Below are 13,145 nucleotides of genomic sequence, written 5' to 3' on the forward strand. Positions count from 1 at the left end.
CTCGTTCTTATCAACGAGAGCTGACATCACATTCCTGATCAGGCTCTGAAAAGGAGTTTTTGCATGTACGACCAGCACAGGTCAACGGACGGTAATTCTTTGCAACGCGATCCTTCCTACAGCTCGGGCGCCATGTTGGCCAAACCTGCCGAACGCGGCGGCAATAACCGCATCCGTCAGTTGCTCAAACACTTCGGTTTGCGCACCAGCCTGATCCGGCTCAAAGTCATCGATGCACTGTTGAGTGCCGGTGAAGACGATCGTCGGCTGGGTGTGCGCGGGGTTCACAGTCACTTGCTGGAGCTGGGCATTCCCTTGTCCTTCCTCAGCGTGCGCGAGGTGCTCAAGCGCCTGTGCAGCGAGGGTGTCGTGGTGCTCAACGCGGACAAGAGCTACAGCCTGCACGCGGATGCGGCCGCGATCCTCGAGTCACAGGACGCCACACCGCAGGCCGCGGACCTCGGCAACTGAGTTCAGGGCTTGACCTTGCGCCGCATCACACCGTTGATCACCACCACGACCACCGCCACGCCAATGGCGATGTACTGGAACAACTTCTCGCTGATGACCCCGGTGTTTTGCAGATAGGACAGGCCGAACATGATCCCCAGCACCACCAGGGAAATCAGAATCGAGTATTTCAGACGCTGCGATTGAGTCATTGGGTATTCCTGAAAGTTAAAGCCTGAAGCGGTCAATGTATCCAGCTTGTATCAGAATACATACCAATGACCTACAAAGGTCGATGAATGAAACGACACAAACGGGGTCTCATATTACAGCCGCGGAAATGTTTTAGCTTCCCGGCTTCACCCATGAGGATCTATCCATGTTTCGTCGAATCACACTGCTGATTCCCCTGCTGATCATTCTGTCCCTGAGCGGTTGCATCATCTTTCCCCATGGTGGCGGCTGGCACGATCATGACCATCGTTACTATGATGGTGACCATCGTTACTATGGTGGTGAGCACTACTACCGCCGCTGATCACGGCTGTCGGGGATGGTGATCAGCCGTCCCCTCAGCGCCGAAACCCGGTACCCGGTCGGGTACAGATCTCCACCAGCCAATCGACAAACACCCGTACCCGCGCCGACATCTGTCGGTGCGGCGGATACATTGCGTTCAACGGTAATCCGGGCGCGGGATAATCGCGCAACACTTCGCACAACTGACCACTGCGCAGTTGTTCGGTCACGTGGTAATAGGGAATCTGCACCAGCCCATAGCCAGCCTCACAGGCTGCCAGGTAACCGTCGGCACTGCTCACCGAGAGATGCTTGGGCAGGTCGATCGCCTGCAATTTCCCGCCCTGCTGGAACTCCAGCCCGAAGCGCTTGCCAGTCACACTGGAAAAATACTCGACCATCCGATGCCCCGCCAGGTCCGCCAGTGAAGTCGGCATGCCCATGCGTTCGATATAGGCCGGGCTGGCACAGGTCACTTGTTCGACCAGCACCAACGGCCGCGCCACCAGCGAATCGTCGAGGGCCAGGCCACCGCGCAGCACGCAATCGATACCGTCGCGGATCAGGTCCACCGGCCGGTCGTTCAGGCCGATTTCCAGCTCGATCAGCGGATAACGCTCGGTGAACTCAGGCAATACCGGGATCACGATCAAGCGTCCGATACCCGCCGGCATATCGACCCGCAGGGTACCGCGCGGATTCTGCCGGGCCGTGGAAAACACCGCCTCGGTTTCCTCAAGGTCCGCCAGCAACCGCACGCAGCGCTGGTAATAGGCCGCGCCATCGAGGGTGGTACTGACCTGGCGGGTGGTGCGGTGCAGCAACTGCACGCCCAGATGCGCTTCCAGTTGCTTGACCAGCACTGTCACCGAAGCGCGAGGCAGTTGCAGGCTGTCGGCGGCCTTGGCGAAACCGCCCAGTTCGACGATCCGGGTAAAGACCCGCATGGCGTTGAAGCGATCCATCGGCCCTCCATTATTTGGAATTTACGAATAGTGATAGTGCTTTTAGCTGGTTTATCACGCTTTTGTCGAGGTCCACACTGTCGCAAATCCCACAGGAGCCACACCATGCACACCCGTCAACTCGGCAAGAACGGTCCACAGGTCTCCGCCATCGGCCTCGGCTGCATGGGCATGACCGATTTCTACACCACCGGCAGCGACACCCGCGAAGCCATCGCGACCCTGCATCGGGCCCTGGAGCTGGGCGTAACGCTGCTCGACACCGCCGACATATATGGCCCCCACAGCAACGAAGAACTGATCGGCCGGGCGATTGCCGGCAAACGCGAGCAGGTGTTCCTGGCCAGCAAGTTCGGCATCCTGCGCGACCCGGCCAACCCGGCGTACCGGGGGGTCAGTGGCAAGCCGGAGTACATTCGCACGGCCATCGACGGCACCCTCAAGCGCCTCGGCGTGGAAACCCTGGACCTGTACTACCAGCACCGCATCGACCCGCAGGTGACCATCGAGGAAACCGTCGGCGCCATGGCCGAGCTGGTCAAGGCCGGCAAGGTCCGTTACCTGGGCTTGAGCGAGGCCTCGGCCGAAACCCTGGAGCGCGCGCATCGGGTGCATCCGATCAGCGCCCTGCAAAGCGAATACTCATTGTGGAGCCGTGACCAGGAGGACAACGGCTGCCTGGCCGCCTGCCAGCGCCTGGGGATCGCCTTTGTGCCCTACAGCCCGTTGGGTCGCGGTTTCCTGACCGGCGCGCTGAAGAGCCCGGAGGATTTCGCCGCCGACGACTATCGCCGTTTCAGTCCGCGTTTCCAGGGCGAGAACTTCGCCCGTAACCTGCGGCTGGTGGAACAGGTGCAGGCGTTGGCCGCGGAAAAAGGCGTGACGGCCGGGCAACTGGCGCTGGCCTGGGTCCTGGCCCAGGGCGACTACCTGATCCCGATTCCCGGGACCAAGCAGCGCAAATACCTGGAAGAGAACGTCGCGGCGCTGCAGGTGAAATTGAGCCCCGCCGAGTTGCAGGCCCTGGAGGCGATTTTCCCAGCGGGTGCGACGGCCGGGCTGCGCTATCCGGAAGCGGTGATGCAGGGCCTTAATCGTTGAAGACTCGGCTGCCGCCGCCTGATCCCGAGAACACAACGGAACACCTGATGTGGGAGCGGAGCTTCCTCCGGCGCTGCTTCTCAAAAATCGCGCTTGTAGAAAATATCCAGGGAGCTGGCCACGCCACTCGCCGCCTCCAGATACACGCGCTTGCTCAACAGATAGCGCAAGGCGATGGTATTGGCCGGTTCGAACACCCCCACCCCATAACGCAAGCTCAGCTTCTCGGTGATCTTGCCGCTGGCCACTACCGACGTGGTGCTGCCGCTGCCCTGGGTATCGAGGGCAAAGTCCTCGATACCCAGGTTCTTCGCCAGGTCACCGGTCAATCCGGAACTACCCATCAAACCCAAGCCCAACGCCGCCTGGGCCAGCATATTGCTGTCTTCGCCGGTGGTGCTCAACGGTCGCCCCAGTACCAGGTAGGACAACGCCTGCTCCTGGCTCATGGCCGGCTCCGAGAAGATCTGCGTGGTCGGCTGCTCAGCGCTGCCGCTCAGGCGAATACCGGCGATCACGTCACCGGTCTGGCGAATCGCCTCGATATCCAGGTAAGGCTGGTCAATCGGCCCGGCGAACAGCAACCGCGCCCGGCGGATGGTCAGGCGCTGGCCATAGGCGTTGTAGCGCCCGTCATTCAGGCGCAACTCGCCACGGGTGTCGAGGTTGTCACCGATATGCACCTGCCCCTGCAAATCGGCGCTCAAGCCAAAGCCGTTGAAGCTGAGCTTGTCCTCGCCCACCAGCACCTCGATATCCATGGACATCGCCAGCGGCGTCTTGCCCTCCACGCTCTGCTGGCCGACGATCACCGTGTCGTCCGAGACCTTGACCGTCGATGGCGGTAGCTCGCGCACGACGATCGCGCCCTTGGGCACATGGACCTTGCCGGCAATCGCCAGTTGCTCGCCGTGCATCGACACCCTCAGGTCCGGCGCGACTTCCAGCGTCGCATACGGCTCGACGCTGACCGGCAACTGCGAGCCCTTGATCGCCAACTCCAGCTGTAGCGCATTGGTCCAGTCGATGTGCCCGGTCAAATTGCCATGCCCGGCGTCGCCGCCGGTCCAACTACCGTTGAGCTGGACGGTTTCCCCGGCTATCTGCGCCTGTACCCGCAGGTCCTTGACCGTGGTCGGCACTTCCGCCCCGGAAACCTCGCCGCCGCTCAGCGTCAGGTTGCCGTTGACCTTGGGCGCCAGCAAGCCGCCGGACAAGCGTCCGCTGCCATCCAGGCGCCCGGCCAGGGTCTCGACCTTTCTCACGAATGGCCGGGCGACGCTGAGATCAAGGCCGCTGAGGCGGAAGTCGCCGCTCAGGGGTTTGTTCTTCGCCAGGGGATTGATCTGCGCCTGGAGCACCAGCTCGCCGAGCTTGCCACCGTGAAAATCCAGGAGCGTGTCGACCCGCCGCGGGCTCAGGTTGCTGCTCAGCCTGAGGGTCTCGTAGGGGAAATCCAGCCATTTGCGCCGTTCGCGAATACGCAGGGTGCCACCACTGGCATCGATCATGATCTGGCCCTTGGGGCCGCTGGCCGGCAGGTCCAGTTGCAGGTCGGCATTCAGTCGGCCCTGCCAGGCGAAGTCGCGGGGCAACCATTGCCCCAGGCTTTCCAGGGGAAACTGCTTGAGGTGATAACGCAAGCGCGGCTCGGGCATCAGCCGCTGGTCCTCGCCACACAGGCTGGCCGGCCCCGACAACCAGCAGTGGCTACCGAAGTTCAGCCGGCCATCGGCGAGGTATTCGAGTTTGGCCGGACTCTGCAGCTTCCAGTCCTGGCCGCCGCTCTGTACCTCGCCGGAGACCAGGCGCCCGCGCCAGTTGCCGTTGTCGAGCACGCCCTCCAGGCCCAGGGCCAGCTTCAGCAGCGGACCTTGCAGATCGAGTTGCGCTTGCTGGCGCTTGAGATCGCCCTGCCCGTGCAACGCCAGGCTACCCAGGGCGGTGTCGCCGACCTGGATACCGTCGCCCTTGAGGTCGAGCCGTCCACGCTGGGTGCTGTCGAGATCGGCCTCGAGGCTGAGGGCCTGCAGACGGTTATCGGCGAACAGCAGTTGCTGCCCGTGCAGGCTGACCTTGCCTTGCGGCGCCTTGAGGCTGCCGGCAAGATCGACCCGGCCCTTGAGTTGCCCGCGCAACCGCGGCCAGAGCTGGCCCAGGCGTGGCAGGTTGAGATCGAGCTGCCCGGCCAGGCGTTGTTGCAGGCTGCCGCGGCCCTGGATGCGGTTGTCGCCGAGGCGGATGTCCAGGGCGCCAAGGGTCCATTGCCCGCCCTGGCCGCCGGCCTTGGCCTGGAGCAGCGCCGGTTGCCCGCGCAGTTTGCCCTTGAGGTCGACAGTGGCTTCCAGGTTCAACTGCTGGTTCTTCAACTCGCCCTTGCTGCGTAGCGGCCCGGCCAAAGTCCCGGGCAACTCCGCCAACCAGTACGCCGGGTTGAGGGCACTGAGGTCCAACGCGGTGTCCCAGGCAAGACCATCGGCGAACCGCAGGTTCAGGTGCCCGCTGGCCTTGCCCTGCCCCGCCGTCAGTTCGAGCTGTGGCAGGGCGACCTGCTTCAGGTCGCCGCTGAACGGCGTCAACAGGCTGAACTTGCCCGCCGGACCGTCGAGATCGGCCTGGACGTAGCCCAGGTAGTTGCCGTCGCGGTAATGCACTTCGCCGACCAGGGTCCGCGCCTTGACCACCGGTTCCTCGATCGACGGGTACAGGCGATGCCAGGGGAAGTCCAGCCAGTCGACCTTGGCGTCGGCACTGAAGCCCTTCTGCCAGTCCAGCTCGGCGCTGAGTTTCAGGCGCTGCCTGGCATCGGCCGTCAGGTCCAGCGCGGCGATCTGCGCGCCCTGGGCATCGACCCGACCTCGCAGGTTCAGCTCGACCGGACCTTGCTCGGCCGGCAGCACGGCCTTGCCCTGGAGCTGGTAACCGTCTTTCAGGTTGCCGCCGCCGGTGAGTTCCAGTTGATTGAGTTGCAGGGTGTCCGGCAGCTCGGCGCTGGCCTTGAAAGCATCGGCGCTGATCCGCACCCGGGCCGGCAAGTGCTCGGCCAGGGCCTCCAGTTCGCCGGTTAGCTGGCCCTGCAGATAACCGCTGCTGTTGGCCTTGAGCTTGAGGGTCTTGAGCAGATCGCCGCGCACCTCCAGTGCCAGGGCCCAGGGCACAGCGCCCGGGGCCGGCAACAGCAGCTTGCCCTCGGCCGTCAGCGGCCAGTCGCCGCTCGGTTGCAGCAGCCCGGACAGGTCCAGGCGCAGGTCGTCGTACTGCAAGTGCAGGGTATCGATCTGCAAGCCCGTCGCGGTCCAGTGCGCGGCCAGTTGCAGTTCCTTGAGCTGCTCGCTGCCATCGAGCCACAGGCTGCCGATACGCACCTGGCGCAACTCGATCGCCAGCGGCAGTTTCAGTGTCGGCAGACTCAGCGGCCCGCTCTCGGCAGGCGCACCCGGTTCGAAGCGCAGGTCGACCCGCTCGACTTCCAGTTGATCGATGCACAACACAAAGTGCGTCAGGCACAGCGGCGACCAATTGAAGCGCGGCTGCTGCAATTCAACCCGATTGCCGGCCTGTTGCCAGAGCAGATGATCGGCACTCCAGCGCCTCCCCAACTGGCCCTGGAAATTTTCCACGCTCAAGCCCGGGACTTGCGCCAACGCCCACCGACTGCCGGCCTGGGTCCCCAGCAGCAGACCCAGCGACACCAGCAACAACAGGATCAGCAGGACAACCGCCAGGCCGAGTATTTTCAAACCACGCTTCACAACTCAGGCCCCATGGAAAAGTGCAAACGGATACCGCCGGGATCGTCCAGCGCATGGGCCAGGTCGAGGCGGATCGGCCCCACCGGCGAGACCCAGCGCAGGCCGATGCCGACGCCGGTCTTGAGGCTTGGCAAGTCCAGGGTGTTGAACGAGTTGCCCTGGTCGACGAAAGTCGCGAGCCGCCATTTCTCGGCAATGGAATATTGGTATTCAAGGCTGCCGGCCACCATATAGCGCCCACCGACGCGGTCACCCTCGGCGTTTTCCGGCGACAGGCTCTGGTAGTCGTAGCCGCGCACGCTCTGGTCGCCACCGGCGAAGAAACGCAGGGACGGCGGCACGTTCCGATAGCCGTTGGTGGCGCTGCCACCGAACTGGATCCGGCCAAGGAAGCGATGGTTATCCCGCACCGTGGTCAAGCCCTTGAGGGTGGCCGTGCCGTACAACAGGTTATTGTCCGAGGCCAGGCCCTCCTTGGCGACCTTGCCGTCGAACTCCAGGCGATAGCCGTTATGTGGATCGATGCGATTGTCGCTGCGCAGATAGGAGTAATTGACGCCCGGCATCAGCAAGGTGCTCATGCCGGTATCCTCGCCGAGGCGATATTCCTCGTGCTGCCACTTGAGCGAGATCACCCGCTGCCACCCGCTGGGCAACTTGCTGTGCCATTCCGGGCCGACGGTGAGCAATTTACTCAGGCTGTCGGTGTTGGCAATTTCTTCATACTGGTAGCCGGCCGCCCAGCGCAGCTTGTCCGTGAGCGGCGGGTCCAGCGGCCGGTCATACCAGATGCCGATGTTTTGCCGCGGGGCGGAAATCTCGCTTTCGATACCGTAGCTGTCGCCCTGGGCATTGACCCAGTGGCGGGTCCAGTTGGCCTTGACGCGGGGTCCGACGTCGGTCGAATAACCCAGGCCCAGGCCCATGGTACGCGGCTTGCGAGTGTCGAGCTGGACCGCCACCGGGATCACCTGGTCCTTCGCCGCCATCGGTGCCGCGTCGACCCGCACGCCTTCGAAGTAGCCGCTCGATTGCAGGGCCTGGTTGAGCTCGGCGATCAGTTCGGAATCGTAAGGGGTACCGGCCTTGAACGGCACCATGCGATGCAGCAGGTCCTCGTCGAAGGGCGTGTCGCCGGCGAAATGCACCGGGCCCAGGGAGTAACGCGGACCGCTGTCATAGATCAGCTCGATATCGGCGACACCCGCCTGGGGATCGACGAGCAACTGCTGGCGGGTAAAGCGTCCGCTGAAAAATCCGTAGCGCGAGGCCTGGTTGAGGATCAGGCGCTTGGCGTCCTCGTAGTGCCCATGGTTGAGCACGGCCCCGGGTTTCAGGGTGTCGCTCCTGGGCACCCGGAAGGCCTTGAGGTTGGCGGCGGGACCGTCGATGCGCACGGTGACGTTGCGCAAGTGCACCGGTTCGCCGGGGTCGATGGTGAGGATCAGCCTGGGGGTCTTGCCGGCTTCGACTTCGCTCTCGATCCGCGGCTGATAATAGCCGAGCGCCTGGGCGGCCTTGCGCGCCTGCTCCTGCGCGCCGCGGCTGAAACGCCGCAGGGCATTTTCGCCACGATTACCGAGACTGCCAATGTAGCCCTCCACATTGGCCTTCAACTCGTCATTCGCCGGCTTGACCCGTACATCGAGTTCGCTTTGCGCCAGGGCCGCCATGCTGCAACAAAGCAAGAGCAAACCGCCGGTCAATCTTATGGAAAACATCATAGGCGCGGATGCTATCACGGGCTGGGTTAGGGCCGTCATAGAACGCGAAACCGACCGGAAAGTTCGACAGTCAAGCCATTGCTGTTTGTAACACTTGTGGGTTGGCGTGATAAAACACGTGCTCGCGGATCGGTCCCACCGCCACCTCGCCGATGTCCTCGTAGCCCTGGCGCTTGTAGAACTCCAGGTAGCGCGGGTTACCGCTATCGAGCACCACGCCTTGGGAATGCGGGTCCTCGGCGCACCAGTTGTGCACCGCCGTCAGCAGTTGCTCGCCATACTGCTGGCCCTGGAACTGCGGATGGACGCCCAGCAACGGCAGCACATGCACCGAATCCGACGGCAGACAGGCCAGCACCGCCTGCTGGTACTCCAGGTAACGCCGGGTACAGCGAAAACCGGTGCTCAGCACCATGCGCATGCGCCAGGCCCAGCTTTCGGTAATGTCCAGGCGACGTTGTGGCGGGGCGATCAGCGCGATGCCGATCAGGCGGTCGTTGACCAACAGCCCGATGGCCGGCAGGTCCTCGAGAAAATGCTGCTTGACCCGCTCGCGCACCGTGGCCCGGACCCGCTGTTCGTAGCCCGGGCGTTCGGCCTCGAACAGATAGGCGAAGGTCGGTTCATGCCGATAGGCCTGGTACAGCAGGGAACGTGCTTCGCGTGAATAACCACTGTCGAGCAGATGGATCTGGGCAGTGATCTCTGGCATATCCGGCATGAAGGTCAACCTCCCTGGCCGCGGCGCCTGCCGCAACGATCTGAGAGAACGTTAGCAGTGCATCGGTACTCCCGCCACGCTGGCCGTCGCCGGACTTGTCGGCTAGCATCGCTGTTTTGCCAGGATTGCCGCCCATGAAAATCGTCTCGTTCAATATCAACGGCCTGCGCGCCCGGCCCCATCAGCTGGCGGCGCTGATCGAGAAACACCAACCGGACGTCATCGGCCTGCAGGAAACCAAGGTCTCCGACGACCAGTTCCCCCAGGCCGAAGTCGAAGCCCTGGGTTACCACGTGCATTTCCATGGCCAGAAAGGCCATTACGGCGTCGCGCTGCTGTCGCGCCAGGCGCCACTGAGCCTGCACAAGGGGTTCGACGGCGACGATGAGGAAGCCCAGAAGCGTTTTATCTGGGGCAGCTTCGCCGATGAAAACGGCACGCCGGTGACCATCATGAATGGCTACTTCCCCCAGGGCGAAAGCCGCGACCATCCGACCAAGTTCCCGGCCAAGGAGCGCTTCTACCAAGACCTGCAACATCTGCTGGAAAGCCGCTTCCAACATGACCAGCCGCTGGTGGTGATGGGCGATATCAATATCTCCCCGGAGGACTGCGATATCGGCATCGGTGCCGACAACGCCAAGCGCTGGCTGAAAACCGGCAAGTGCAGCTTCCTGCCGGAAGAGCGCGAATGGCTGGCCCGTTTGAAGAACTGGGGGTTGGTGGACAGCTTCCGGCACCTGTACCCCGAGGTGAACGACCGTTTCAGCTGGTTCGATTATCGCAGCCGTGGTTTCGAAGACGAGCCCAAGCGCGGGTTGCGGATCGACGTGATCCTGGCCTCGAACGGTTTGCTGCCACGGGTCAAGGCCGGCGGGGTCGACTATGAATTGCGCGGCATGGAAAAGCCTTCCGACCATGCGCCGATCTGGCTGGAACTGGGCTGATCCGGCGTTCGGGCTTGAGGGCCTCTTCGCGGGCAAGCTCCGCGAAGAGGCCAGAACAAACACCAGCACCGCTACAGACTGCTCACCCCACCCTGTCATTTAGCTGTAACCCGACTGACTTATTCTTGCAGCACTTCGGCCCATTAAAGGTGCAGGCCCCATGCTGCGCGCGCTCTCACTGTTGATCCTCTGCGGCCTGCCCGCCCTGACCCTGGCGGCCCTGCCCGAGCCGCCCGACGACGGCCCGACCCTGCGCATCCAGGGTTCCAACACCATCGGCGCCGACCTCGGGCCGGCCCTGGTCAAGGGCTGGCTCGAGGAGCAAGGCCTGCATGGCGTACACCTGGCCAATACCGGCAAGGACAATGAGCAGCGCGTGCTCGCCACCACCGAGCAAGGCCGCCGGGTGCGGGTCGAAGTCGCCGCCCATGGGTCCAGCACCGGTTTCAGCGCCCTGAAAGCCGGCACCGCGGACCTCGCCGCCGCCTCACGCCCGATCAAGGACGCTGAACTGACAGACCTTGCCGGCCTAGGCGACCTGAAAAGCCCCGACGCCGAGCAAGTGATCGCCATCGACGGCGTGGCGATCATCCTGCACCCGCAAAACCCGCTGACCCGCCTGAACACCGACGACCTGGCGCGAATCTTTTCCGGTGAAGTGAAAACCTGGGAAGAACTGGGCGGGATCGGCGGCGCCATTCACCTCTACGCCCGTGATGAAAAATCCGGGACCTGGGACACCTTCAAGGACCTGGTCCTGGCACGGCACGGCAAGTCCCTGGCCGCCGGCACCAGGCGTTTCGAATCCAGCGAACAGCTGTCCGATGCGGTCAGCCAGGATCACCAGGGGATCGGCTTTATCGGCCTGCCCTACGTCCGCCAGGCCAAGGCCGTGGCCATTGTCGACGGTGATTCGCAAGCGATGCTGCCCCTCGCCAGCCTGATCGCCACCGAGGATTATCCGTTGTCGCGACGACTGTTCTTCTACCTGCCGCCGAACCGCCAGAATCCCTGGGCCGCGTCCCTGGTACGTTTCGCGCAAAGCCCGGCGGGCCAGGCGATTGTCGCCGGAAACGGTTTTGTCGCGCAGACCGTGCAAGCCATGCCGGTGACGCCCGGCCCGGAGATGTCGGAGGAATACCAGGCATTGGCCAGGGAGGCACAGCGGCTATCAGTGAATTTTCGCTTCGAGGAAGGCAGCGCCAGCCTGGACAACAAGGCCCGCCAGGATGTGCTGCGGGTCCTGGATTACCTGCACACCGAGGGCAAGCTGAACAAACAGGTGACCCTGGTGGGCTTTGGCGACGCCAAGAACGACCCGGCCCGCGCCGCCCTGCTGTCCAAGCTGCGGGCCATGGCGGTACGGCGGGAACTGGTGAAGGGCGGCGTGGTGTTTCGCGATATCCAGGGCCTCGGCGCGCAGATGCCGGTGGCGGCCAACACCGCGGATGAAGGCCGCATCAAGAACCGTCGGGTCGAGGTCTGGGTTTACTGAGGAAGGATCATCTGGAGCCTGGCAACACTCTCAGCTCCGACCGACATCTGTGGTGAGCGGGCTTGCCCGCGCTGGGGCGCGAAGCGCCCCTAAAACCAGGAAACTCGATGTACCAGGTAGATCGAAATCACCAGTTTACGACTGCTTCGCAGCCGAGCACGGTGATGCGGCGTTCCGACAAGCCCGCTCGCCACAAGACCGCATTCGCCTTCAAGTCACCGTTACTGCCGGCCTAGCGCTCCGACCGCATCATCTCGCGCGGCACATACTTGCCGATCTCGTACTTGCCGATCGCCGCCCGGTGCACCTCATCCGGGCCGTCGGCCAGGCGCAGGGTGCGTTGCATGGCATACATGTAGGCCAATGGGAAATCGTTGGAAACCCCGGCCCCACCGTGGATCTGGATGGCCCGGTCGATCACCTTCAAGGCCACGTTCGGCGCCACCACCTTGATCTGCGCGATCTCGCTTTTCGCCACCTTGTTGCCGGCGGTGTCCATCATGAAGGCCGCCTTCAGGGTCAGCAGGCGCGCCATGTCGATCTCCATCCGCGAATCGGCGATCTTGTCGATATTACCGCCCAGGCGGGCCAACGGCCGGCCGAACGCGGTACGGTTGACCGCGCGCTTGCACATCAGCTCCAGCGCGCGCTCGGCCATGCCGATGGAACGCATGCAGTGGTGAATCCGGCCCGGGCCAAGGCGTCCCTGGGCGATCTCGAAACCACGGCCCTCGCCCAGCAGCACGTTTTCATAAGGCACCCGCACGTTCTCGAACAGCACCTCGGCGTGACCATGGGGCGCATCGTCGTAACCGAACACCGGCAACGGACGCACGATCTTCACCCCGGGGGTGTCCACCGGCACCAGGATCATCGAGTGCTGCTGGTGACGCGGCGCATCCGGGTTGCTCAGGCCCATGAACACCAGGATCTTGCAACGCGGGTCGCAAGCCCCGGAGGTCCACCATTTCTTGCCGTTGATCACCCACTCGTCGCCCTGGCGCTCGGCCCGGGCGGCCATGTTGGTGGCGTCGGACGAGGCCACATCCGGCTCGGTCATGGCGAACGCGGAACGGATCTCGCCGCGCAGCAGCGGCTCCAGCCAGCGCTGTTTCTGTTCTTCATTGGCATAACGCACCAGCACTTCCATGTTGCCGGTGTCCGGTGCCGAGCAGTTGAACGGCTCCGGCCCGAGCAGCGAGCGGCCCATGATTTCCGCCAGGGGGGCATATTCCAGGTTGGTCAGGCCGGCGCCCAGCTCGGATTCCGGCAGGAACAGGTTCCACAGGCCTTCGGCCTTGGCGCGGGCCTTGAGCTCTTCCATGATCGCGGTGGGCTGCCAGCGATCGCCTTCGGCGACCTGGCGTTCGAACACCGGTTCGGCCGGATACACATAAGCGTCCATGAACGCGGTCACGCGCTCACGCAGTTCCTGAACCTTGGGTGAATAGGCGAAATCCATGGGCAGCTA

11 protein-coding genes are annotated in these 13,145 nt (G+C 63.6%); 5 read left to right on the top strand and 6 right to left on the bottom strand.

Annotation, left to right across the window (positions count from 1 at the left end; all coding sequences use genetic code 11):
• Window positions 1–63: 63 nt before the first annotated feature.
• Window positions 64–471: a fe2+ zn2+ uptake regulation protein gene (locus tag M5B96_RS10150; protein ID WP_248796545.1), complete on the top strand. Its 408-nt coding sequence runs from the start codon at window positions 64–66 to the stop codon at window positions 469–471.
• A 2-nt stretch (window positions 472–473) separates the two neighbouring features.
• Here M5B96_RS10150 and M5B96_RS10155 read toward each other — a convergent pair whose 3' ends face one another.
• Window positions 474–662, bottom strand: coding sequence for a hypothetical protein (locus M5B96_RS10155; protein ID WP_130907255.1), 189 nt, complete (start codon window positions 660–662; stop codon window positions 474–476).
• A gap of 167 nt (window positions 663–829) precedes the next feature.
• Here M5B96_RS10155 and M5B96_RS10160 point away from each other — a divergent pair, with 167 nt between their 5' ends.
• Window positions 830–988: a hypothetical protein gene (locus M5B96_RS10160; RefSeq protein ID WP_248796546.1), complete on the top strand. Its 159-nt coding sequence runs from the start codon at window positions 830–832 to the stop codon at window positions 986–988.
• 34 nt (window positions 989–1,022) lie between these two features.
• On the opposite strand, the gene M5B96_RS10165 is transcribed toward M5B96_RS10160, so the two are convergent.
• Window positions 1,023–1,934 carry a LysR family transcriptional regulator gene (locus M5B96_RS10165; RefSeq protein ID WP_248796547.1) on the bottom strand — a complete coding sequence of 304 codons (912 nt, stop codon included), beginning with the start codon at window positions 1,932–1,934 and terminating at the stop codon, window positions 1,023–1,025.
• Between the two features lie 105 nt (window positions 1,935–2,039).
• On the opposite strand from M5B96_RS10165, the gene M5B96_RS10170 reads away from it, so the two are divergent.
• Window positions 2,040–3,035, top strand: a complete 996-nt coding sequence (locus M5B96_RS10170) for an aldo/keto reductase (protein ID WP_248796548.1) — start codon at window positions 2,040–2,042, stop codon at window positions 3,033–3,035.
• An 80-nt stretch (window positions 3,036–3,115) separates the two neighbouring features.
• Here M5B96_RS10170 and M5B96_RS10175 read toward each other — a convergent pair whose 3' ends face one another.
• The 3 genes from M5B96_RS10175 to M5B96_RS10185 all read right to left on the bottom strand — a co-directional run bounded on the left by M5B96_RS10175 (window position 3,116) and on the right by M5B96_RS10185 (window position 9,232).
• Window positions 3,116–6,787 (bottom strand): translocation/assembly module TamB domain-containing protein, encoded by a 3,672-nt coding sequence (locus M5B96_RS10175; RefSeq protein WP_248796549.1) that lies wholly within the window; start codon window positions 6,785–6,787, stop codon window positions 3,116–3,118.
• The gene (locus tag M5B96_RS10180; protein ID WP_248796551.1) at window positions 6,784–8,511 is read right to left on the bottom strand and encodes an autotransporter assembly complex protein TamA; all 1,728 of its coding nucleotides are present in this window, start codon (window positions 8,509–8,511) and stop codon (window positions 6,784–6,786) included. The genes M5B96_RS10175 and M5B96_RS10180 overlap by 4 nt, the downstream gene beginning before the upstream one ends.
• A 70-nt stretch (window positions 8,512–8,581) precedes the next feature.
• On the bottom strand, window positions 8,582–9,232 hold the full coding sequence (locus M5B96_RS10185) for a GNAT family N-acetyltransferase (RefSeq protein ID WP_248796552.1): 651 nt from the start codon (window positions 9,230–9,232) through the stop codon (window positions 8,582–8,584).
• A gap of 134 nt (window positions 9,233–9,366) precedes the next feature.
• Here M5B96_RS10185 and xthA point away from each other — a divergent pair, with 134 nt between their 5' ends.
• Together xthA and M5B96_RS10195 are read left to right on the top strand one after the other, a co-directional pair.
• Complete coding sequence (xthA, locus tag M5B96_RS10190; RefSeq protein WP_248796553.1) at window positions 9,367–10,179, top strand: exodeoxyribonuclease III; 813 nt, start codon at window positions 9,367–9,369, stop codon at window positions 10,177–10,179.
• A 160-nt stretch (window positions 10,180–10,339) separates the two neighbouring features.
• Complete coding sequence (locus M5B96_RS10195) at window positions 10,340–11,674, top strand: substrate-binding domain-containing protein (protein WP_248796554.1); 1,335 nt, start codon at window positions 10,340–10,342, stop codon at window positions 11,672–11,674.
• 232 nt (window positions 11,675–11,906) lie between these two features.
• On the opposite strand, the gene M5B96_RS10200 is transcribed toward M5B96_RS10195, so the two are convergent.
• Window positions 11,907–13,136, bottom strand: coding sequence for an acyl-CoA dehydrogenase (locus M5B96_RS10200; RefSeq protein WP_100943900.1), 1,230 nt, complete (start codon window positions 13,134–13,136; stop codon window positions 11,907–11,909).
• Window positions 13,137–13,145: the final 9 nt, after the last annotated feature.

Origin of the sequence: Pseudomonas sp. MWU13-2105, from assembly GCF_023242315.1 — a bacterium.
Lineage (GTDB): Bacteria > Pseudomonadota > Gammaproteobacteria > Pseudomonadales > Pseudomonadaceae > Aquipseudomonas.

Bases quoted from the DNA above. Each gene is read 5' to 3' on its own strand.
- M5B96_RS10150 (WP_248796545.1), top strand. From the start codon at position 64: ATGTACGACCAGCACAGGTCAACGGACGGTAATTCTTTGCAACGCGAT.
- M5B96_RS10155 (WP_130907255.1), bottom strand. From the start codon at position 662: ATGACTCAATCGCAGCGTCTGAAATACTCGATTCTGATTTCCCTGGTG.
- M5B96_RS10160 (WP_248796546.1), top strand. From the start codon at position 830: ATGTTTCGTCGAATCACACTGCTGATTCCCCTGCTGATCATTCTGTCC.
- M5B96_RS10165 (WP_248796547.1), bottom strand. From the start codon at position 1,934: ATGGATCGCTTCAACGCCATGCGGGTCTTTACCCGGATCGTCGAACTG.
- M5B96_RS10170 (WP_248796548.1), top strand. From the start codon at position 2,040: ATGCACACCCGTCAACTCGGCAAGAACGGTCCACAGGTCTCCGCCATC.
- M5B96_RS10180 (WP_248796551.1), bottom strand. From the start codon at position 8,511: ATGATGTTTTCCATAAGATTGACCGGCGGTTTGCTCTTGCTTTGTTGC.
- M5B96_RS10185 (WP_248796552.1), bottom strand. From the start codon at position 9,232: ATGCCGGATATGCCAGAGATCACTGCCCAGATCCATCTGCTCGACAGT.
- xthA (WP_248796553.1), top strand. From the start codon at position 9,367: ATGAAAATCGTCTCGTTCAATATCAACGGCCTGCGCGCCCGGCCCCAT.
- M5B96_RS10195 (WP_248796554.1), top strand. From the start codon at position 10,340: ATGCTGCGCGCGCTCTCACTGTTGATCCTCTGCGGCCTGCCCGCCCTG.
- M5B96_RS10200 (WP_100943900.1), bottom strand. From the start codon at position 13,136: ATGGATTTCGCCTATTCACCCAAGGTTCAGGAACTGCGTGAGCGCGTG.